Here is a 20,921-nt window from a genome sequence, read left to right on the forward strand (position 1 = left end):
ACGGCGCTCCCACCCGTTCGCCCGGTTCGTCCTCGTGCGGCTCGGCGTGGGCGTGCTCCTCTGCCTCGGCATCACGATCCTGGCCTTCGGGCTCACCCACGCCGTCCCGGGCGACCCGGTCGCCGCGAACCTCGGCCAGCGGGCGCTGAACGACCCGGCCGCGGTGGCCGCGTTCAAGGCGAAGAACGGGCTCGACGACTCGCTGCCGTCGCAGTACTGGACCTACCTGACCAACCTGCTGCACGGCGACATGGGCACCTCGCAGCAGACCCACCGCCCCGTCTGGGACGACCTCGCGGACAAGATCCCGGCCAGCCTCGAACTCGCGCTGGCCGCCATCGTGCTCGCCCTGGTGATCGGGGTGGGCCTGGGCATCGTCGCGGCGGTGACCCGCGGCCGCTGGCCGGACCGGATCATCCGCGTCGTCTCGCTCGCCGGCGTGTCCGTCCCGGTGTTCTGGCTGGCCCAGGTGGCGTTCTACGTCTTCTCGTTCAAGCTCGGCTGGATCCAGGCCGGCGGGCGGCTCTCCCCCGGGGCGATTCCGCCGGACGACATCACCGGGCTGTACACCGTCGACTCGCTGCTGACCGGCGAGTGGGGCACGTTCGGCGAGGCGTTCTCCCGGATGGTCCTGCCCGCGTGCGTGCTGGCCGCGTTCAACATCGGCGTGCTCACCAGGTTCACCCGGGCCGCCGTCCTCGAGGCGCTGGGCAACGACTACGTGCGCGCCGCCCGCGCCAAGGGGCTCCCCGAGTCCACCGTGATCCGGCGGCACGCGCTGCGTCCGGCACTGACGTCGATCCTGACCGTCGCCGGCCTCACGTTCGGCGGCATGCTCGCCGGCACCGTGCTGGTGGAGAACGTGCTGTCCTGGCCGGGGCTGGGCCAGTACGCGTACAAGAGCGCGCTCAACCTCGACCTGCCGTCCATCATGGGCGTCTGCCTGTTCGTCGCGGTCGTGTACGTCGTCATCAACCTCCTCGTGGACCTGCTCTACGGGGTCATCGACCCGAGGATCCGCCTCTCGTGAACGCCACGCGCATATTCCTCGGCGACCGGCTCGGCGCCGGCCGCGGCAACCGCAGCGACCCCGGCCGCCCCGGCACCCCGGACGCGGCCGACGAGCGCGCCGCGCGGCGCCGGCGCCGCCGGGCGAACAAGTCCCCGTGGCGCAGCCCCCTCGCGGTCACCGGCCTCGTCATCATCGGCGTGTTCCTGGTGGCCGCGGTCTTCGCCTCGGTGATCTCGCCGGAAGACCCGCTCGCCCAGAAGTGGCCCAAGTACCAGGCTCCTTCCGCCGAGCACTGGTTCGGGACCGACCAACTCGGCCGGGACATCCTGTCCCGGGTCATCCACGGCACCCGGGTCTCCCTGCCGCTCGCCCTGCTGCTCGTCGTGCTGGCGATGGTGATCGGCACGGTGCTCGGCGCCGTCGCCGGCTACTTCGGCGGCTGGATCGACATGGTCGTGATGCGCTGCGCCGACCTGGTGCTGGCCTTCCCCGCGATCATCCTGGCGATGGCCGTCGTCGCGGCGCTCGGACCCAACCTGACCAACGCGGTGCTCGCGGTCGTGGTGGTCAGCTGGCCGACATACGCACGCGTGGTCCGCGGACTCGTGCTGAGCCTGCGGCAGTCCGACTTCGTGCAGGCCGACCGGCTCCTCGGCGCGTCCGGATGGCGGGTGCTGGCCGTGGACCTGCGGCCGAACCTCGCCGGTCCGGTGGCGGTGCTCGCCGCGCTCGACCTGGGCAACGCCGTACTGCTGCTGTCCGGTCTCTCCTTCCTGGGGCTCGGCGCACAACCCCCCGCGGCCGAATGGGGCGCGATGGTCAACGCCGGGTCCGCCAACTTCGACGCGTGGTGGGTCGCCGTGTTCCCCGGCGCGGCCATCCTGCTCTCCGTGCTCGCCTTCAACTTCCTGGGCGACACCCTGCGGGACGCGCTCGACCCCCGTACCGCACGGGCCATCCGAGGGTGACGACGATGAACGACACGATCTCCGCACGGGCCGGCGGCCCGCTCCTGGACATCCGCGACCTCGTGGTGGAACTTCCCGGCCCGGACGGCACGCCCCTGCGCGCCTTGGACGGCGTGAACCTGACCGTCGAACGCGGCGAGATCGTCGGCCTGGCCGGCGAGTCCGGATCCGGCAAGACGATGACCGCGCTGGCCCTGCTCGGCCTGCTTCCCCAGGGCGGCACCGCCCGCGGCGAGATGCGCGTCGAGGGCCGGGACGTCCTGTCCATGACCCCGCGCCAGGTCCGCGACCTGCGCGGCAACAAGGTCGCCATGGTCTTCCAGGACCCGATGACGTCCCTGCACCCGATGCTCTCCGTCGGCAAGCAGCTCACGGAACACCTGCGCCACCACAAGAAGCTCGGCAAGAAGGCCGCGAACGCACGTGCCGCCGAGCTGCTGGCCACGGTCCGCATCCCGGACCCGGAACAGGCCCTGAAGCGCTACCCCCACCAGTTCTCCGGCGGTATGCGCCAGCGCATCGCCATCGCCGTCGCGTTGGCCTGCGACCCGGACCTGCTGCTCGCCGACGAACCGACGACCGCTCTCGACGTGACCGTGCAGGCCGGCATCCTGCGGCTGCTCGACCGGCTGCGCCGGGAGAACGGCCTGTCCGTGCTGATCATCACCCACGACCTCGGCGTGATGTCGGCGCTCGCCGACCGGGTCTCCGTCATGTACGCGGGCCGGATCGCGGAGACCGGGCCCCGCGCCGAGGTGCTGCGCACCCCGCGCCACCCCTACACCCGCGGATTGCTGGACGCTCTCCCGCATCCGGGCGCGGGCACCACCGCACTGCTGCCGATCCCCGGCTCGCCTCCCAAGCTGGGCCTCGCGCCGAGCGGGTGCGCGTTCCACCCGCGCTGCCCGTTCGCCGTCGACGCCTGCGCGGGCGACCGCCCGGAACTGCTGCCGCTGACCGAACTGCACGCCACCGCCTGCCCGGTCGACCCGCTCGCCGACCGCACCTCCCCGGAAACCGAGACCACGGAAGCGGGTGCCCGATGAACGCGACCCCGGACGCCAGCCTGGTGCTGCGCGACCTGACGGTGTCCTACCACTCGCCCGGGCGCCCCGCGGTGCGCGCCGTCGCCGGTGTCGACCTGCGGGTCGAGCCGGGCCAGGTGGTCGGGCTGGTGGGCGAGTCCGGATGCGGCAAGTCGACCCTCGGCAAGGCCGCCGTGGGACTGCTGAAGCCCGCCTCCGGGAGCGTGGAGTTCGCCGGCGCGCCGGTCACCCCGCTGGGGCTGAAGCCCCGGCCGCCCGCGCAACGGGGCCTCCAGATGGTGTTCCAGGACCCGTACGCGTCGCTGAATCCACGGCGCAAGGTCGGCGAACAGATCTCCGACGCCGTGGTCCTGTCCGGCGGCACCCGCGCCGACGGACGCGCACTGGCCCGCGAACTGCTCGACCGCGTCGGCCTGTCCGCGGAGTTCGCCGAGCGGTTCCCGCACGAGTTCTCCGGCGGCCAGCGCCAGCGCATCGCCATCGCCCGGGTCCTCGCCGCCGACCCCAGCTGCATCGTCGCGGACGAGCCGATCGCCGCGCTCGACGCGTCCGCGCAGGCCTCCATCGCGAACCTGCTGCTGGACCTGGCACGCGAGCGCGGCGTAGGCCTGCTGTTCATCTCGCACGACCTGTCGATCGTCCGGCAGATCGCCGACACCGTCGCCGTGATGTACCTGGGGACCGTCGTCGAGAGCGGCCCGACCGACCAGGTGTGGGACGATCCGCGGCACCCCTACAGCCGGGCACTCATCTCCGCCGTGCCCCGGGCCGACGGCAACGGCGAACTGCCCCAGGACCTGCCCGGCGACGTGCCCGACCCGGCGTTCCCGCCGAGCGGCTGCCGGTTCCACCCGCGTTGCCCCATAGCCGTGGACGCCTGCGCGGACATCGAACCCGAGCCGACCGAATTCCTGCCCGGCCGACGCGCGGCGTGCTCCGTGCTCGCACCGGCTCTCCTCAAGATCGGGTGATCCCTGCCATGTGGCTGACCAACTGCCATGTCGTCGACGTGCTGACCGGAGAGCTGCTGCGCGACCGCAGCGTGCGCATCGAGGGCGGCTCCATCGCGGAGGTCCGCGGGGCGCTCCCGCCGGGCGCGGACGCGCACGATCTCGGCGGCAGGTACCTGCTGCCCGGCATCATCTCGTGCCACTCCCACCTGTCCGTGGTGTTCCCGTTCTCCGAAACCAGCGAGGACGAGTCGCCCGCGCTCACCGCGTTCCGGGCCGCGCAACGCGCCGGCGACGCGCTGCGGGCCGGCATCACGACGCTGCGCTGCGTGCACGAGCAGAACCAGATCGACCTGGTGCTCCGCGACGCGCACCGCCGCGGCTGGATCGACGCGCCGCGCATCTTCGGAGCGGGCCGGGCGCTGTCGACTCCGCAAGGCCACGGCGCGGGTGCGGACTGCTCCTACGCGAGCGGGCCGGACGCCTTCTACCGTGCGGCGCTCGGCGAACTCGCCGCGGGTGCCGACCATCTGAAGATCTTCATCAACTCCGGCCTGGCCCGCGAAGGCGAGGACTTCGAGCATGCCGAGATGACCCCGGAGGAAATCGCCGCGACAGTCAAGGCCGCGCACGAGCACGACTCGTACGTCGTCGCCCACTCGGGCGAGTCGGCCGCCATCCGCGAGGCCCTGTACCAGGGTGTCCGGTCCTTCGAGCACGCCTACGCGCTGGACGCCGACACCGCTCGCCTGCTGGCCGAGCGCAACGCGTTCGTCACGCCCACGTTGTGCGTCACCAACTCGCTGAGCTGGATGAAGGAGAACCGGTTCGACGAGGCGTCGATGGCCAACGCGCAGAACGCGATCGAGCCGCACAAGGCCTCGTTCCGGCGCGCCGTCGAGGCCGGCGTGCAGCTGGTCAACGGCACCGACATCCCGCCCGCCGACCTGGTCGAGGGGGTGCCCGCCGCGGTGTACGAGATGCTGCTGATGGCGGAGGGCGGCCTCGACAACCTGCGGGTCCTCCAGTCCGTCTCCACCACCGCGGCCCGCCTCGTGCAGGCCGAGGACCGCCTCGGTCAGATCGCCCCCGGCTTCACCGCCGACCTGATCGCGGTCGACGGCGACCCGCTGCGCGACATCTCGGCCATGTCCCGTCTGTCGTTCGTCATGCAGTCGGGCGTCGTCGTCCGCGACGACCTCGCCGCCTGAACCACCGCCCGATCTCCTTGTACGCCAGGAAAGGTGCCCGCTCCATGAACTCCGTGCCCGACCGGTCCGACTCGCGTGCCGCATACCGGCCTTCCGGCGACGCCGCCGACCGCGCGGCCGTGTGGTCCGCGCTGCTGGACATCTACGCGGGGTTCACCGCGTCCGACCGGGAGCGGATCGACGCACGCATCCACCCCGAGGCGACCGTCTGGGACTCGGCCGTGCCGGAGCTGCTGTTCGGACGCGCCGACCTCGACCGGATCCGCGCCGACCGGCCCACCGGCCCGGATGCCCCGAAGGTGGTCGCCATCCACGCGTTCGACGAGGTGATCGACGTCTGGGGCGACGTCGCCTTGGCGCGCTACGAGCTGCGCGTCGAGTTCGCCCCCGCGGCGGACGGCACCGTGGCCGCCCCCGAACGCATCCGCAATACCGCGGTGGCCCGCCGGTTCGGCTCCGAGTGGCTTGTCGTCCACAACCACGAGGACGTCCTGGCCTGATCGCGGGCCGCCGCCACGCCTCCGGTCACCTCGTCCGCGCCGCCACCGGCGGGCCTCACCGCCGCGGCGGTGTCGTCGACGCCCCCCACGCCTGCGGCTGCGCGTTCATCGTGAAGTCCAAGTCCCCGCCGCGCAGCAGCGCTTCGTGGCTCAGGAACGGCTTCGTGATGTTCGTGCCGTCCAAGGACAGCGCCTGCACGTACGGGCTCGACTCCGCTTGGCCGGCCGAGATGACCAGCGGGCGTCGGGCGCCGGGCAGGTCGAGCGTCACCTTGTCGAAGAAGGGGCTGCCGACGGCGTATTCGCCCGACGCCGGGTTGACCGGGTAGAAGCCGAGGGCGGAGAACAGGTACCACGCCGACATCTGGCCGCAGTCGTCGTTGCCGGACAGGCCGTCGGGGGCATGCCGGTAATTGGCCGCGGCGGTCTGGCGGACGAGTTCCTGGGTGCGCCACGGCTGCCCGGCGTAGTCGTACAGGTAAGGCACGTGGTGGCTCGGCTCGTTCGTGTGGTTGTTGTGGCCGCCCGCGAAGTAGCCGTCGAGCCAGGACGCGAACGCCGCGTCGCCGCCCTTGAGGGCGATCAGCCCCGGGGCGTCGTGCAGCACGTCGTTCGTGTAGACCCACTGGTCACCCTCGGTCCAGCCGCCCGCCGCCCAGGATCCGTCCGAGTTGCGGGCCTGCATGAAGCCGGTCGCCGGGTTGTACGCGTTCTTGTAGTTCGCGCTGCGCTTGAGGAACGCCGCCGCGTCGTCGGACCTGCCCGCGACGCGGGCGAGCTGCGCCGCCGCGTAGTCGCCGTACGCGAAGTCCAGCGTCCGGGTGCCGGCTTCGGCGGTGCGGTCGGCGGCGACCCAGCCGTTCTGCTCGTACGTGGTCAGGCCGGCGCGGGCCTCGACCGGCGTGCCCATCTGCCGGTCGTCGTACCGCAGCGTCGTGTCCTGGTCGGGCGGCGTCATCGCGTTCTTGTGGACCGCCTGATAGGCCTCGTCGAGGTCGAACCCGCGGAAGCCCTTGACCGCCGCTTCGGCGATGATCGATTCGGGTGCGGGGCCCTCCATGATGTTGGTCTCGGTGAGGTTCTTCCACAGCGGCAGCCAGCCGCCTTGCTCGTAGTCCTGGAGCATCGAGCGGACCATGTCGTCCACGCGTTCGGGCGCGAACAGGATCAGGAACGCGTTCTGCGCGCGGAAGGTGTCCCACAGCGAGTACCCGGTGTAGCTGACGCCGTCGTGGACCTTGTCGTCGTACGCGCTGTAGTACCGGCCATACTCCGCCATCTCCGACGGGTACTGCAGCGCGTGGTACATGCCCGTGTAGAACGTCGCCAGCTGGTCGGGCGTGCCGCCGGTGATGCGGACCCGGTCGAGCTTGTCCGCCCAGGCCGCCCTGGTGGTGGCGGCGACCGTGTCGAAGCCGGTGCCGTCGGGGGCTTCCTTCTCCAGGTTGGCCCGGGCCTGGTCGACCGAGATGAACGACGTGGCGATCCGCACGGTGACGGTCACCGTCCCGGCGGGGAAGCGGACGTAGCCCGACAACTCCTCCCCGGTGCCGTCCGCCCGGCCCTCGGACTGGGTCGCGCCGTTCGCCGTGCCGTAGCCGGCGAAGCCGGTGTCGAACCGCGCCACGAAGTAGCCCTTGAAGCCGGGGGCCTTGAACGGTCCGAGCAGCCGGTCCTGCCGGTCGGGGTTGCTGCCGCTGATCTCCCGCCGCGCCGGGTCGACCCGCACCTGGCCGGTGACCCCGGCGCGGGTCGCCTGCACGACGAAGTTCGCCGCCGCCCCGGCCGGATACGTCGTGCGCAGCACGCCCACCCGGGACGACGCGGTCAGCTCGGTGCGCAGGGTCTGCCCGGGCGCCGGGTGCAGGTTCACCGTGTACTTGTCCGGCGACGCGGTCTCGTCCGCGCGGGTGAACGGCATCCCGCGGTCGGCCTCCGCGGTCTTGACGTCGCCGACGCCCGGCATGCCGGCCACGTAGCCGGAGTCGCCCATCCAGATCGCGGGCTGGTGGGTGCCGATGAAGCCGGTCATCGTCGTGTCGCCGGAGCGGTAGGGCAGCTTCGCCACCGCGTTGGCGTGCGTCATCGGCGACCAGCGGGTCATCGCGAACGGCGGCGCGGCGCTGGGGATCATGCCGCCGTACTCGGTGGGGTCGGCGCCGGCGGTGCCGATGAAGGGGTCGACCTTGTCGACGTTGGAGCCGAGCGCGCGGGTGTCACCCGAGTCGCCTGTGCCGTCGGAGCCGCTGCCGATCAGCGGCAGGAGGATGGCCAGCAGCGCCAGCACGACCACCACGGCCGGCCACACGAGCATCCAGCCGCGCCACTTCCGCGGCGACGTGAAGATCGCCGGTCTGCGCGTCACGTGGTCACCGCCCGGAAATAGGGGAGCCGGGCAAGCGGCGCCGCCACCGTCACCGTGTCGGGCCCTTCGTAGACCGTCCCGTCGTCGGCCCGCCAGCGCCCGGGCGGGATCCGGACTTCGCGCACGGAGACACCGGGGGTCGTCACCGGAGCGACCATCAGCGTGTCGCCGATGAGGAATTGGTCGGTGACCTCCTCGTAGCCGCCGTCCGGGTACGCCCACGCCAGCGGCCGCTGCACGGGGTCGCCGGTCTTCGCCGACGCCTGCGCGACCGCAAGGATCTCGGCACCGAACTCGGCGTGCAGCAGCGCGGCTTCGCGGACGATGGCAAGGTGCTCCGCGTCCAGGACACGCCACGGGGCGGCGGAGAACTGCATCATCGGGAACAGCGCGGCGATCTGCGCGTAGCGGACGAAGAGTTCCTGGTCGTAGCCGTCCTCGGCCGGGACGAAGCGGAACTCGCCGCCGCCGATCATGTCCGGGCAGGTGAACGCGTGCCCGGTGACGGCCTGCGCGAGCGCGTTCGGGATCAGGCTCTCGACGCCGAACCGCCCGTCCCACTGGTGGTACTTGTCCTGCTGGCGTTGGGCGAGCGGCAGGCCCGCCGTGCGCCACGCGTCCCGGTACTCGTTGAGCGGCCACGCGAGCCCGAGCCGGTTCCAGGTGTGCGTGTACGCCTCCGGATCGGCCACCCCCAACTGCCGCCACCATTCCGCGTCGCCGCCGTCGAACTTGAAGCCGTCGATACCGACGTCGGTGTGCAGGCGCCGCAGCGTCTCCTGGAACCACGTCACCGCATCCGCGTTGCCGAGGTCGAGTGAGGCGCTGAGGCCGTTCCACCACAGCCCGACCGCCGCGGGATAGCGCTCGGCCGGATCGGGCAGCAGGTAGCCGGCCTCGAAGAGGGTGCGTGCCGTGGGGGAGTCGGGCGTCACGTACGGCACCAGCCACAGCATGACCTTGAAGCCCAGGTCGTGGAGCCGGGCCACCATCGCGGCCGGGTCGGGGAACCGGCCGCGGTGGAACGTCCAGTCGCCGTAGCTCGCGCTCCACTGGTCGTCGATCATCAGCACGCCGGGCGGGAAGCCCTCGGCGAGCAGGCGTTCGGCGTAGTCCAGGACCTTCTGCTGGGTGGGCTCGAAGACCGTCTCGATCCACAGGTTGTACTGCGGCGCGGTGAACAGCAGCGGATCGGGCAGCGCGCCGGCGGCGGGGTAGTAGCGGGACATGACGTCGCGGTAGGCGCCGCGCAAGCCGTCGAAGCCGTGGGCGTGTTCGACGACCGATGCGGCGGCGTGCGGGGTGACGGTCAGGGCGTCCGCGCCGACCTCGAAAGTGAACGTGCCGGTGCTGTGCACCCAGCGTCCGCGGTTCGACAGCAGCAGCGGCATGCCCTGATTGCCCCGCAAATCGCGCAGGTCGAAGGAGTAGTCGGCGGTGTACGGCATGCTCCGGCCTTCCGCCGCCGCTCCTCCCCACCAGCGTTCGCCGGGGAGGAGCGGCAGGCGGAGGACGGCGCCGGGGGCGGCCACGACAGGGTTCACGGTTGGCGTTCCTGTTCTGCGCGGGCGGGGACGACCGGTAGGGCGCTTGCTGACCGGACGACCTATTTGACGGTGAAGCCCTGTTCCTTGCCGTACGTCTTGAGCCGGTCCTGCCACGCCGCCAGCGCGGCGTTCAGGTCGCCGCCGTGCTGCAGGGACTGGCCGACCGTGTCCTTGAAGATGCTGTCGGCGTACACCTGGTACGGCAGGTACTGGAAGCCGGGGCGCACCGCCCTCGACATGTCGGCGAAGACCTCGTTGGGCTTCTCGCCCGGGAAGTACGGCAGTTCGGCCGAGCGGAACGCCGGGTCGTCGAGGATGGCCTTGGTGGCGGGGAACAGCCCGACCTCGGCGTTCAGCGACTTGACGGCCTCCGGGTCGGAGTTGAGCCACTCGCTGAAGGCGACCGAGGCTTCCTTGTTCTTGGCCTGCGTGGTGACCGCGACCGCCGAGCCGCCGTTCTCCGCGCTGACGCCGCCGGGCATCGGTGCGACGCCCCACTGGCCCTTGCCTCCGGGGAGGTACTTGTCGAGCACGGCCGGGGCCCAGGCGCCGGTCATCCACACCGCGTACTTGCCGGCGGTGATCGACTGGAACCAGTCGTTGGTGAAGCTCGCGTTGCCGTCGACGAGCTTGTCCTTGATCAGCTGACCGAAGAGGTCCGCGTACGCCTTGGTGCCCGCATCGCCCTTGAGGTCCACCTTGACGTCGGTGCCGTCGACGGCGAACGGCTTGCCGCCGAGATCCGCGATCATGCTGCTCGCCGAGCCGGAGTCGGACGGGTCCGCGAAGGTCATGAACACCGACGGGTCGGCGTCGTGGATCCGCTTGGCGATCGCGGTGAACTCCTCCCAGGTCCTGGGCGGCGCCGCGCCGAGCCTCTGGAAGATGTCCTTCCGGTAGAACATCGCCATCGGCCCGGTGTCCTGCGGCACGCCGTAGATGCCCCCGGCCACGTTGACCTGCGACCACGCGGACGGTGCGAACGCGTCCTTCAGCCCGGCGGCGCCGTAGTCGGCCAGGTTGATCAGCGACTTGGTGAGCGCGAACTGCGGCAGCGCGGAGTACTCGATCTGCGCGACGTCCGGGGCGCCCTTGCCGGCCTTCAGCGCGCCGGTGAGCTTGGTGTACTGGTCCTTCGACTCGCCGACGTTGACCACGTTGACCTTGATGTTCGGGTACTTCTTCTCGAACAGGTCGACGGTCTTCCCGATGTTCGGTACCCAGGTCCAGAACGTGATCTCGGCCGGCTGGTCCAATGCGGCCTTCACGGCCGACGGGTCGACCTTGCTGCCGGACGACGCGTTGCCGCCCCCGGAACCCCCGCCGCACGCGGTGAGCGCGAGTGCCAGGGCGGCGGCGGTGACCGCGGTCGAGCCGCGGCCGATCGAGCGGATATTCAGGGGTGAAGTACGCATTTCGACGGCTCCTGGCGCAGGCGGATCGGACAAGGGGCGGGACGACGGGTGGGGGTGGCCCGGGGTGCGGCGGTGGTCGGAAGTGCGCGGCTACTGCTTGACGCCGCCCGCGGTCAGGCCCGACTGCCAGAACCGCTGGAGGAAGAGGAACGCGGCGATCAGCGGCAGGATCGCCAGCAGGCTGCCGGTCAGGACGAGCGGCAGCGTGGGCGTGCCCGCTCCGCCGCCGCCCTGCGCCATGGTGTTCCACTGGTGCAGGCCGACCGTCAGGGGGAACAGGTCGGGGTCGTTGAGCACGATGAGCGGCAGGAAGTAGTTGTTCCAGGTCGCCACGAGCGTGAACAGCAGCACGGTGACGAAGCCGGGGACGAGCGGGCGCAGCGCGATGGTGAAGAAGATCCGCAGTTCTCCGGCGCCGTCGATGCGGGCGGCTTCGAGCATGGCGTCGGGGACGGCGTCGCGTGCGTAGACCTGCATGAGGTACAGGCCGAACGGGCTGGCCAGGCTGGGCAGGAGCACGGCCCACGGGGTGTTGACGATGCCCATGTCGGTGAACAGCAGGAAGGTCGGCACGGCAATCGCCGTGGCGGGGATGGAGATTGCGCCGAGGACGAGTGCGGACAGGAAGCGACGGCCGACGAAGTCGAATTTGGCGAGGGCGTAGCCGCCCATGGTGGCGATCAGTGCCGCGCCGCCCGCTCCGACCACGGAGTAGAGCAGCGTGTTGCCGAACCAGCGCAGGTAGATGCCGTCGTCGTAGGTCAGCACGTCGTGGATGTTCGTGAACAGGTGGAACCCGTCGCCGAACCACAGGCCGGGGGAGTCGAACAGGGTGCGGTTGGACTTGGTGGCGCTGATGAACAGCCAGACCAGGGGGATCAGCGTGTAGACCAGCATCAGGCCCATGGCCACGGTCAGCGCGGTGCTCTTGGCGCGCCGCCGGGGCCGGCGGCTGAGCGGGCGAATCGCCTTGCGGGGACGGCTGCGTGCTTCCGGTATGCGGGTGCTCGCGTCGACGCTCACAGCATCCGCTCCCTTCGGGCCGTCACGAGCTGGACGGCGTAGGCGACGAGGACCGTCACCAGCCCCAGCACCACGGCGATCGCCGCGGAGTAGTTGAACTGGCGGCCGTCGAAGGCGAGGCTGAACGCGTACATGTTGGGCGTGTAGTTCGTGGTGATGACGGCGGGCGACAGCGCTTGGAGCACGCTCGGCTCGTTGAACAGCTGGAACGTGCCGATCACCGAGAAGATCGTGGTCAACAGCAACGCCGGGCGCAGTGCGGGGAGTTTGATGCTCCAGGCCTGCCGGATGTGGCCGGCGCCGTCCATCTCCGCGGCCTCGTACAGCTCGTCGGGGATGGCCCGCAGAGCGGCGTAGAGGATCAGCATGTTGTAGCCGACGTACGACCAGGTGACGATGTTGCCGATCGAGGCGAGCATCCAGCCTTGGGACAGGAAGTCCGGCAGGTCGACGTGCAGCAGGTCCTCGATCTCGCCGACCAGGCCGAACCGGTCGCCGTACAGGTAGCCCCACATGAGGGCGGCGACGACGCCGGGCACCGCGTACGGGATGAACAGGCCGACCCGGAACAGCCCCGGCGCCCGCAGCCGTCCGCTGTCGATCGCCAAGGCGGCGGCGAGCGCGAGCAGCAGCATCAGCGGGACCTGGACGACGAAGAACAGCGCCACCCGGCCGAGGCCGACGTGGAACAGGTCGTCCTTGAACGCCTTCGTGTAGTTGTCGAAGCCGGTGAAGGTGGTGCCGCCGATCATCTTGTCCTGGTACAGGCTCAGATTGATCGCGTAGGCCAGCGGCGCGATGACGGCGAGGGCGAAGACGACGAGGAACGGCAGGAAGAACGCGTGTGCGGTGAGGTTGCGCCGGAGGGCGGCGCGTCTCATCGCCCGCCCCGGTGGGCGGCGATCAGGTCGCGGTACCACGCGAAGCTGGCGCGGGGCGTGCGGGCCTGGGTGTCGAAGTCGACCTCGACGAGGCCGAAGCGCTGGTGGAATCCCTCGGCCCACTCGAAGTTGTCCATCAGCGACCAGGTGAAGTAGCCGCGGACGTCGACGCCTTGGTCGACGGCGTCGGCGATGGCGCCGATGTGCCCGGCGAGGAAGTCGATGCGGGCGTCGTCCTGCAGCCCGGCGGGTTCGGAGCAGCCGTTCTCGGTGATCCAGATCGGCGGGAGCGCGGCCCCGTAGCGGGCCTTGAGATCCGTGAGGAGCTGGGTGAGGCCGTCCGGGACGACCGGCCAGTCGAACGCCGTGCGGCGGTACGGCTCGTCGGGTTCGACCGCGTCGAAGGGGAGCCCGGTGGTCTCCGCGGGGGCGGTGAGCCACGTCGGGTTGTAGTAGTTGATGCCGAGGCCGTCGAGGGGAGCCGAGATGGCCTTGAGATCGCCGTCGTGGACGAGCCCGCCCCAGGACGGATCGGCGAGGCCGAACGCCGACAGGTCGGGGTACGTGCCGAGCAGCAGCGGGTCGTTGAACAGCCGATTGTGCAGGGCGTCGTAGGCGTCGGCGGCGGCCGCGTCGGCTTCGGAGCGGGCGTCGGGGCGCAGGCGCACGGGGGAGCAGTTGTTGGCGACCAGGATCTCGGCCTGCGGAACGGCGGCGCGCAGCGCGGGGGTCGCGAGGCCGTGGCCGAGGAGCTGGTGGTGGCCGACCGGCAGGGCGTCGAGCATGAGCGTGCGGCCGGGGGCGTGCGACCCGAAGCCGTAGCCGAAGACCATGTGCACGAAGGGCTCGTTGAGGGTGATCCAGCTCTGCACGCGGTCGCCCAGGCGCTCGGCGGTGACGTGCGCGAACTCGGCGAAGTGGTAGGCGGTGTCGCGGTTGAGCCAGCCGCCTTCGTCCTCCAGGACCTGGGGGAGGTCCCAGTGGAAGAGCGTGGGGGTGGGGGTGATGCCGGCGGCGAGGAGACGGTCGACGAGGCGGTCGTAGAAGTCGAGGCCGCGCGGCTCGACGCGGCCGGTGCCTTCGGGGAGGACGCGCGCCCAGGAGATCGAGAACCGGTAGGCGTCGAGGCCGAGTTGCCGCATGAGGTCGACGTCTTCGTCGAGCCGGTGGTAGTGGTCGCAGGCGACGTCGCCGGTGTGGCCGTCGCGAACGGCGCCGGGGCGGCGGACGAAGGTGTCCCAGATCGACGGGCCCTTGCCGTCCGCGTCGGCCGCACCCTCGATCTGGTAGGCCGCGGTGGAGGCGCCCCAGACGAAGGAAGCAGGGAGCCGGGGCGGTGTGGCCGGGCGGGGCGAGGGGGCCGACATGCGCACCACTTTCTTGGGGGATTGGGCTTGGGGGCGGGGGTGTTCGTGGACGGGATCATCGTGGGCGGGGTCTTCGTGGGCGCGGGACTTTGTGCACTGGGTCTTTGTGCGCTCGGGTCTTCGTGCAGTGGGGTCATCGTGCGCTGGGTCTTCGGGCGCGCGGTGACGCGGTGGTTCCGGTTCGCGGTCGAGGGCGCCGGGCGGGACGCGGACCGCAAAACATGAACCTGTGTTCGCGTATTGTCTACAGGGCGCAGCGGGGGGTTTACCATGTGATGTGGGTCACACGATGATGAACTGCTCGACGGATCAGGCCGGATCGTTTGCGGGCGGGCGCATGGCGCGCGGGCGCGGTTGAACGGGCTCTGTCGGGTAGGGGAGTTGCCGACGGCGCCGCGGAGCTTTGCCGGGCTATTCCGGGCTTTGCCGAGCCCTACGGGGATTTTCTGAGCTCTGCGGGGCTTTACGCGCCCGTCAGTTCGGTGCTCAAGTCGGCCCAGTAGAGGCGCAGCATGCGCTTCAGCTCGTCGAGGGTGTCCGGGCTTGCCGGGCTGTCCGGCCGGGAGACCTGGTGGAGGACCGCGTCGGCGACCCAGACGACCATGCGGGAGGCCCGGGCCGCGCGTTCGTCGTCCGCGGTGCCGGTCAGGTGCTCGACGATGCGGCGCACACCGTCGGCGACGACCGCGTTCGTGGCGTCGTCGGCGCGCGCGAGTTCGGGGCTGAGGCGGCGGCCGGACCACAGGGCGACGCCGCCGGGCTGGCGGCGGAACAGGTCGGCGTACACGTCCACGATGGTGTCGACGGGATCGCGGAGATCCCCGGCGGTGGCGCGGGCGACCAGGTCGTCGATGGCGGCCTTGAAGTTCGCGAGGTACTGCTGCCCGAGCGCGTCCACGACGGCGCCCTTGTCCGGGTAGAACTGGTAGATACTGCCGACCGGGACGGCCGCCTCCTCGGCGATCCGCCGCATCGTCAGCGCCTCGAAGCCGTCCCGCGCGAGGATCCGGTCCGCGGCGGCCAGCACCGCCTCGACCCGGGCGCGGCTGCGCGCCTGCTGCGGCTGACGCCGCAACCTCGGCTGCGCTGCTTCGTTCACCACGGCTCCCGGGTCGTCGGTCGAGGGCGACCGTAGCAGGTCGGTTGTGCGCGGGCCGTCGAGGCTCGGAAGCGCGGCGGGGGTGGGGCGAGGGCTGTGCCGGAACGTTTCTGGCCGTTCGCCGGCGCTTCGTTGCCGCTTACCGGGCGGTTTCCGGTCGGTAAGCATGTGCGGTTGGTGCGAATCGTTACGCGGCTCTTTGCTTGCAAATGCGATCAGTTCGGACCTTCCCGAGAATTCGATCTTGACGTGCGCTTTTGCCGAGCGGGAGCCTTGGCTGCCCCATTTAGGGGCATGCGCTCCCCGTCCACGGAGCCCCGGTTCGCCCGCCGTCGCGGCTGCTTGCGTCCGCACGCCGCCGGCCGAAAACCGTCCCGTAGCGCACCCACATCGACCATCGCCGAGGTGCCCAACTCCATGTCGTCGCGTTCCATAGCCCGTTGGGGCGCTGTACTCGCCGCCCCCGTGCTGGCGGTGTCCGCGGGGCTGTCGCCCGCGTCTGCCACGTCCACTTACACCGTGCCGCTGCACCAGGCCAAGGACCTTCCGATCACCGCCACGGGCTTCACCAGCCACGAGGCGAAGTGCGGCAGCATCCCCGCGTCGCAGGACGGCTGGCACTTCGTGCTGACCGGCAACTCGACCGACTTCGTCAAGCTCACGGTCACGTTCCAGTCGGGTGGCCAGGTCGTCGTGACCAGCTTCGGCCCGCCGACCAACAAGCACGCTTACGTCGCCTCGGCGCCGGGTGCGACGCTCGTCGCCGCGTCCGCCGAGGTCGTCGGTGGCGGCGTGGAGTGGTTCAACCTGTCCCACACCTGCCCCGCGTCGGAGAAGCCCCCGACGACGCAGCCGCCGACCACCCAGCCGCCGACCACCCAGCCGCCGACCACGGCGCCGCCGGCCACCACCAAGCCGCCGACGACCCCGCCGGCGACCGGCGGCACGAAGACCCCGCCGCCCGGTGAGACCCCGAGCGGCACCCCGTCGGCCTCCGAGTCGGCGACGGTCTCCCCGACCAGCAGCCCGTCCGCGTCGACCGGCGGCAGCTCCGGCGGTGGCGGCGGCTCGCTCGCCCAGACCGGCGGCATCGCCGTCGGCGGCATCCTCGCGGTCAGCGCCGCGATGGTGGCGGGCGGCTACTACATCCGCCGCCGCGCGGCCGGTGGCAACGCGGCGTCCTGACCGCGGCATTGCCGATGGTTGAGCAGCACACGGGTCCGCCGACGACGGCACTGAAGCCGTCGGACCTGCCGGGGAATACGGCAACGGCGTGATCCGGAAGGGTCCGGCTCCGGGGGGAGCCGGACCCTTTGTGCGTGTGGGGGTGGGTGAGGGCCGGTCGGGGCGGTCACCGGGTGGGGCGCGATACCTGGGGGCGTGGGTCCTCCGGGGGCCGGGCCCTTTGCGCGTGTTGCGGCGGGCGGGCCCGCGCAACCCCCCCGCCCGACTCCCCTGGCCGGCCCGAAAGCCACCAGCCCGACACCGGCACCCGCCACCAACCCGACGCGATTGGGACCCGACCCGACCTGACCCGCAAACCGGTCACGTCGGCCCCAGTCACGGCCGGAAACCACCGGCCGCATTCCGACCCCAGCCGTCCGGCCTGGCCCAACGCGGCCCGACACGACTCGACATGACCCGCAAGCCGACCACCGTCGGCCCCGGTCACGGGGGTTACCCGGCAGCATCCGGAAGCCTGCCGACGCCAGAGCCCCCCGTGACAGCAGCGCCCCGCGTCCCCAAACCGGACGTCAAGAACTCCGCCGGAAGCCACAGGCCGCACCCCCACGCAGCCGCAGCCGCGACGGCGCGAAGCCGGCAGCGACGTCCCAGCGAGCCGCCCGCTCTGGCGCTGCCTCACCCGAACGGCAAGGGCCTCGCCGCACCCCCACGCAGCCGCAGCCGCGACGGCGCGAAGCCGGCAGCGACGCCCCAGCGAACCGCCCACGCCGGCGCTGCCTCACTCGAACGGCAAGGGCCTCGCCGCACCCCCACGCAGCCGCAACCGCGACAGCGCGAAGCCGGCAGCCACGGCCCAGCGAACCGCCCGCTCTGGCGCCGCCCCATCCGAACGGCAAAGGCCTCGCCGCACCCACTCACGCACGGCCCGGAGATAGTGCCCCCGGTCCGCTCCCCGCCGAAGCCCTCGACCGGCGACGAAGAAGCCGAACGTGGCGACGCCGCCGTTGTCGGCGTGTGTCACCGGCCCTTCGGTCGGCCGACGACCGGCCAAGGCACGTGCCGGTGCATGCATCTGCCGCGACGCTGACCGGACTTGGCGCGACGGTGGCGATGGCGCGGTTGCGCCGGACCGCCTCGGCGGTGTGCGGGTGCGTCCCCCGCTGTCCCCGAACCGCTGCGATGTTCGCCTGTTGTCCGGCCGCCGCCGAGGGACGGGTTGGGAGCCGCGACACACGCTCGCGGACACGGTCTCGCCGCCCCGCGGCTGATTCGCCGACTGGCGCGGCACGAACGCAACGACCGGTGCTGCGAGCCTGCGATCAGCCGCCGCCGTGGCCGCTCAGGTAGATGGCCAGCCAGATGCCGCCGCCGATCAGGTGAGTGGCGAAGAAGAACACGAACATCCAGCGGATGATGCCGCGTTCGATGTCGCGCTGGGATTCCCCGCGGCGGGGCGGGGGAGGCGGGGTGAGAGTGGGCTGTTGGCGTGGGGTGCCGGTTGCGGCTTCCGCCTTCGGTGAGGCTGCAGCATCAGCCATCGCCGCCGCTTCCGCCTTGGTTATGGCCTCCGCCTCGGTCCCGGGTTCCGCCACTGCCCCTGCCCTGGCCTCCGCCTGTGCCTCTGTCTCTGCCTTGGCTTCAGCCACGGCCGCCATTTCCGCCTCGGCCGCTGTCTCCGCCCCGGTCGCAGCCTCGGCTGCTGTCCGGGCCGCAGCCGCAGCCTCCGCTGTGGCCTCCGCCTCGGCCGCAGCCTGGGGCTCAGTCATGGCCGGCACCTCCGCCACCAGCCCCATCAAAGCCGCCGCTTCCGCGCTGGTCGGGGCTGCCGGTGCAGCAGCCTCCGCCTCCACTTCAGCGTCTGCCGCTGCCGCTGCCGCTGCCGCTGCCGCTGCCGCCTGGGCCCCGGCCATGGCCCCGGCCTCCGTCACTACCCCGGTCACGGCCACTGCCACCGTCCTGATCGCGGTCACCGCCAGCGCCTCCCCCTCCGCCCCGGTCTTCAGCCCGGCGTCGGCCTCCGTCACCGCCCTGGCCTCGGCCTCGGCTTCGGCTGCGGTTCCGGTGTTGGTCTTGGCGGGCTTGTCGGTCATGACGGCTGTCCCTGCACGATGCGGTCGTCCTGGTCGTCCTCGATCGCGGCGGTGCGGGCGATCGGGCGGATCCGGAGCGTCGTGCCGTTCGCCGCGGCTCGGGCGAGGGCAGCCGGGACTTGGGCGGCCGGGATCCGCGTCGGCGGGACGGGGGAGCCGTCCTGGGCGATGACGGTGACTTCGTATGCCATGAGAGGCCCCTTTCGGAGGTGCGTGGGGATCGTCGGCCGACCTTCAGCGGCTTGCGGCGGCGGGCAGGATCCCCGTGTGGTGCAGGTGTCGGCGGGCCTCGGCGATGGCTTCCGGCGTGGTCGCGAACACGCGGCCCGCGTCGCGCAGATGGTCGATGACACCGAGGGCGTCGAGGGTGCGATGGTGGCCGGTGCGTACGCCGGAGACGTAGACCGTGATGCCGCGGTGTTCGAGGCGCTCGACGGCGTCCTTGAGTACCAGCGCACCGGACGCGTCGAGGGCGCTGACCCGGGACATGCGGAGGATGACGGCCTGGACGTCGGCCACGTCCGACAGTTCGAGCAGAAAGCGGTGCGCCCCGGCGAAGAACAGCGGGCCGTCGATGCGGTACGCCACGATGTGCTCGGCCAGCAGGGCGTGTTCCTCGGCGCTGTGGTCCGCGGGCAGGTCGTCGTCCAGCGGGACGTTCTCCAGGCGGGCGTTCTTCGCGACCGCGCGCAGCGCGAGCGCGCCGGCCACCAGCAGACCGAGGATCACCGCCTTGACCAGGTCCAGGGCCAGGGTCGCCGCGGCGGTCAGTACCAGGATCACCGCGTCGGCGCGGGTCGCCCGCGCCATCGCGCGTACCGAGCCGACCTCGACCATGCGGATCGCGGTGGCCAGCAATACCCCGGCCAGCGCGGCCAGCGGGATCTTCGCGACCAGCGGCGCGGCGGCGAAGACCACCGCCGCGAGCACAACGGCGTGGGTGATGGCGGCGAGACGGGACCCGGCGCCGGTGCGGACGTTCACGGCGGTCCGGGCGATGGCCGCGGTGGCCGGGACTCCGCCGAAGAGCGGCGTGGCCAGGTTGGCGATGCCCTGGCCGAACAACTCCCGGTCGGGGTCGTGCTTCTGGTTGACCGTCATGCCGTCGGCGACGGTCGCCGACAGCAGCGATTCCAGCGCGGCGAGGGCGGCGACCGCGACGGCGGGGGCGAGCAGGGAGGAGAGCGCGGATGCTTCGAAGAAGCCGAAGTCGGGTGCCGGGAGTCCGGACGGCAGTTCGCCGATCCGGCCGACGTCCAGGTGCGTGAGCTGGGCGAGGACCGTCGCGGAGGCGACGGCGACCAGGGAGAACGGGATGGTGGGACGCAGCCGGGCGCCCAGCAGCATCACCGTCGCGACCCCGACGGCCAACGCGAGCGCGGCGCCGTGCGGTTCGGCCGCGAACGCGCGTACCGCACGCCACGCCACCACCGCCGTGTTGTCGCCTTCGGGCGTCGGCACGCCGAGCGCGGCGGGCACTTGTTGGAGGCCGATGACCCCCGCGATGCCGAGCGTGAAGCCCTCCACGACCGGTGCCGGGATATATGCCATGGAGCGCCCGGCGCGCAGGAGCGCGAGCGCGATGAGGAGAAGGCCGGCCAGGAACCCGACGGTGAGGACGCCGTTGGCGCCGTACTTGTGCACGATCGGGACGAGTACGACGGTCATCGCACCCGTAGGCCCGGACACCTGCAGATTCGAGCCGCCGAACACGGCGGCGATGACGGCGGTGGCGAGCCCGGCTTCGGCGCCCAGCCCGGAAGCGATGCCGAAGCCGAGGGCGAGCGGTAGGGCGACGATGGCGACGGTGAACCCGGCCAGGAGGTCGCGGCGCGGTTGCCGGCGCATGGCGGCGACGTCCGCACGTCCGGGCAGCAGGGCACCCAGCCGGGACCCGGCCCGACGCAGCGGCGTGCTCACTGGGTGGAGGCCTCCGCCTCGCGGAGCTCCTCGAGCAGTTCGTGCTGGCCGGCGAGCATTTCGGTGAGGATGCGGCGCGCGGCCCGCATCAGGTCGGCGACGTCGCCGCCGGCGAGCTGGTAGACGACCGTGGAGCCGTCGCGCGCCGACGTGACGATGCCGGACCGGCGCAGCACGGCAAGCTGTTGGGACAGGCTGGACGGTTCGATCTCGATCGCGGCCAGCAGGTCACGGACCGGCATCGGACCGTTCTGCAGCAGCTCCAGGACGCGAATGCGGACGGGATGCCCGAGCATCCGGAAGAACTCCGCCTTCGCCTGATAGAGCGGGACCGGTCCCATG

General features: G+C 71.6%; 18 protein-coding genes. 7 read left to right on the forward strand and 11 right to left on the reverse strand.

Annotated elements, in window-relative coordinates:
- Window positions 1-34: 34 nt before the first annotated feature.
- From ACPA54_RS18515 to ACPA54_RS18540, 6 genes are read left to right on the forward strand one after another with little or no spacing between them, the layout of a single operon-like run.
- Window positions 35-1,030, forward strand: a complete 996-nt coding sequence (locus ACPA54_RS18515; protein WP_423531122.1) for an ABC transporter permease — start codon at window positions 35-37, stop codon at window positions 1,028-1,030.
- Window positions 1,027-1,980, forward strand: coding sequence for an ABC transporter permease (locus tag ACPA54_RS18520; protein ID WP_423531124.1), 954 nt, complete (start codon window positions 1,027-1,029; stop codon window positions 1,978-1,980). Before ACPA54_RS18515 ends, ACPA54_RS18520 begins: the two co-directional genes overlap by 4 nt.
- Window positions 1,977-3,026, forward strand: a complete 1,050-nt coding sequence (locus tag ACPA54_RS18525; RefSeq protein ID WP_423531126.1) for an ABC transporter ATP-binding protein — start codon at window positions 1,977-1,979, stop codon at window positions 3,024-3,026. The genes ACPA54_RS18520 and ACPA54_RS18525 overlap by 4 nt, the downstream gene beginning before the upstream one ends.
- A complete protein-coding gene (locus tag ACPA54_RS18530; RefSeq protein WP_423531128.1) occupies window positions 3,023-3,997 on the forward strand; it encodes an oligopeptide/dipeptide ABC transporter ATP-binding protein in 975 nt (324 codons plus the stop codon). Before ACPA54_RS18525 ends, ACPA54_RS18530 begins: the two co-directional genes overlap by 4 nt.
- Window positions 3,994-5,187 carry an amidohydrolase family protein gene (locus ACPA54_RS18535; protein WP_423531130.1) on the forward strand — a complete coding sequence of 398 codons (1,194 nt, stop codon included), beginning with the start codon at window positions 3,994-3,996 and terminating at the stop codon, window positions 5,185-5,187. Before ACPA54_RS18530 ends, ACPA54_RS18535 begins: the two co-directional genes overlap by 4 nt.
- A gap of 44 nt (window positions 5,188-5,231) precedes the next feature.
- Entirely contained in the window at window positions 5,232-5,687 is a 456-nt protein-coding gene (locus tag ACPA54_RS18540) for a DUF4440 domain-containing protein (RefSeq protein ID WP_423531132.1), read from the forward strand.
- A 55-nt stretch (window positions 5,688-5,742) separates the two neighbouring features.
- Here the strand turns inward: ACPA54_RS18540 and ACPA54_RS18545 are convergent, their stop codons facing one another.
- The 7 genes from ACPA54_RS18545 to ACPA54_RS18575 all read right to left on the reverse strand — a co-directional run bounded on the left by ACPA54_RS18545 (window position 5,743) and on the right by ACPA54_RS18575 (window position 15,384).
- On the reverse strand, window positions 5,743-8,052 hold the full coding sequence (locus tag ACPA54_RS18545; RefSeq protein WP_423531134.1) for a GH92 family glycosyl hydrolase: 2,310 nt from the start codon (window positions 8,050-8,052) through the stop codon (window positions 5,743-5,745).
- Window positions 8,049-9,596, reverse strand: a complete 1,548-nt coding sequence (locus ACPA54_RS18550) for a glycoside hydrolase family 31 protein (protein WP_423531136.1) — start codon at window positions 9,594-9,596, stop codon at window positions 8,049-8,051. The genes ACPA54_RS18545 and ACPA54_RS18550 overlap by 4 nt, the downstream gene beginning before the upstream one ends.
- Before the next feature lie 62 nt (window positions 9,597-9,658).
- Entirely contained in the window at window positions 9,659-11,014 is a 1,356-nt protein-coding gene (locus tag ACPA54_RS18555; RefSeq protein WP_423531138.1) for an ABC transporter substrate-binding protein, read from the reverse strand.
- 90 nt (window positions 11,015-11,104) lie between these two features.
- A complete protein-coding gene (locus ACPA54_RS18560) occupies window positions 11,105-12,037 on the reverse strand; it encodes a carbohydrate ABC transporter permease (protein WP_423531140.1) in 933 nt (310 codons plus the stop codon).
- Window positions 12,034-12,918, reverse strand: coding sequence for a carbohydrate ABC transporter permease (locus tag ACPA54_RS18565; RefSeq protein WP_423531142.1), 885 nt, complete (start codon window positions 12,916-12,918; stop codon window positions 12,034-12,036). Before ACPA54_RS18565 ends, ACPA54_RS18560 begins: the two co-directional genes overlap by 4 nt.
- Window positions 12,915-14,285, reverse strand: a complete 1,371-nt coding sequence (locus tag ACPA54_RS18570; protein ID WP_423531144.1) for a GH1 family beta-glucosidase — start codon at window positions 14,283-14,285, stop codon at window positions 12,915-12,917. The genes ACPA54_RS18565 and ACPA54_RS18570 overlap by 4 nt, the downstream gene beginning before the upstream one ends.
- Before the next feature lie 463 nt (window positions 14,286-14,748).
- The gene (locus ACPA54_RS18575) at window positions 14,749-15,384 is read right to left on the reverse strand and encodes a TetR/AcrR family transcriptional regulator (RefSeq protein WP_423531146.1); all 636 of its coding nucleotides are present in this window, start codon (window positions 15,382-15,384) and stop codon (window positions 14,749-14,751) included.
- 405 nt (window positions 15,385-15,789) lie between these two features.
- On the opposite strand from ACPA54_RS18575, the gene ACPA54_RS18580 reads away from it, so the two are divergent.
- Window positions 15,790-16,569: an LPXTG cell wall anchor domain-containing protein gene (locus ACPA54_RS18580; RefSeq protein ID WP_423531148.1), complete on the forward strand. Its 780-nt coding sequence runs from the start codon at window positions 15,790-15,792 to the stop codon at window positions 16,567-16,569.
- A gap of 1,319 nt (window positions 16,570-17,888) precedes the next feature.
- Here ACPA54_RS18580 and ACPA54_RS18585 read toward each other — a convergent pair.
- Genes ACPA54_RS18585 through ACPA54_RS18600 form a run of 4 tightly spaced genes read right to left on the reverse strand, consistent with a single transcriptional unit; the run spans window position 17,889 to window position 20,920 of the window.
- Window positions 17,889-18,659 carry a hypothetical protein gene (locus tag ACPA54_RS18585; protein WP_423531150.1) on the reverse strand — a complete coding sequence of 257 codons (771 nt, stop codon included), beginning with the start codon at window positions 18,657-18,659 and terminating at the stop codon, window positions 17,889-17,891.
- On the reverse strand, window positions 18,656-18,850 hold the full coding sequence (locus ACPA54_RS18590) for a hypothetical protein (protein ID WP_423531152.1): 195 nt from the start codon (window positions 18,848-18,850) through the stop codon (window positions 18,656-18,658). The genes ACPA54_RS18585 and ACPA54_RS18590 overlap by 4 nt, the downstream gene beginning before the upstream one ends.
- 43 nt (window positions 18,851-18,893) lie before the next feature.
- Complete coding sequence (locus tag ACPA54_RS18595) at window positions 18,894-20,579, reverse strand: SulP family inorganic anion transporter (protein ID WP_423531153.1); 1,686 nt, start codon at window positions 20,577-20,579, stop codon at window positions 18,894-18,896.
- Window positions 20,576-20,920, reverse strand: coding sequence for an ArsR/SmtB family transcription factor (locus ACPA54_RS18600; protein ID WP_423531155.1), 345 nt, complete (start codon window positions 20,918-20,920; stop codon window positions 20,576-20,578). Before ACPA54_RS18600 ends, ACPA54_RS18595 begins: the two co-directional genes overlap by 4 nt.
- Window position 20,921 lies beyond the last annotated feature (1 nt).

It is taken from the genome of Uniformispora flossi (assembly GCF_049534875.1).
Taxonomy (GTDB): domain Bacteria; phylum Actinomycetota; class Actinomycetes; order Streptomycetales; family Streptomycetaceae; genus Yinghuangia; species Yinghuangia aomiensis.

What these genes read in the sequence shown, in the direction of transcription:
- ACPA54_RS18555 (WP_423531138.1), bottom strand. Translation starts at nt 11,014, where the DNA reads ATGCGTACTTCACCCCTGAATATCCGCTCGATCGGCCGCGGCTCGACC.
- ACPA54_RS18530 (WP_423531128.1), top strand. Translation starts at nt 3,023, where the DNA reads ATGAACGCGACCCCGGACGCCAGCCTGGTGCTGCGCGACCTGACGGTG.
- ACPA54_RS18540 (WP_423531132.1), top strand. Translation starts at nt 5,232, where the DNA reads ATGAACTCCGTGCCCGACCGGTCCGACTCGCGTGCCGCATACCGGCCT.
- ACPA54_RS18600 (WP_423531155.1), bottom strand. Translation starts at nt 20,920, where the DNA reads ATGGGACCGGTCCCGCTCTATCAGGCGAAGGCGGAGTTCTTCCGGATG.
- ACPA54_RS18590 (WP_423531152.1), bottom strand. Translation starts at nt 18,850, where the DNA reads ATGGCATACGAAGTCACCGTCATCGCCCAGGACGGCTCCCCCGTCCCG.
- ACPA54_RS18565 (WP_423531142.1), bottom strand. Translation starts at nt 12,918, where the DNA reads ATGAGACGCGCCGCCCTCCGGCGCAACCTCACCGCACACGCGTTCTTC.
- ACPA54_RS18570 (WP_423531144.1), bottom strand. Translation starts at nt 14,285, where the DNA reads ATGTCGGCCCCCTCGCCCCGCCCGGCCACACCGCCCCGGCTCCCTGCT.
- ACPA54_RS18585 (WP_423531150.1), bottom strand. Translation starts at nt 18,659, where the DNA reads ATGACCGACAAGCCCGCCAAGACCAACACCGGAACCGCAGCCGAAGCC.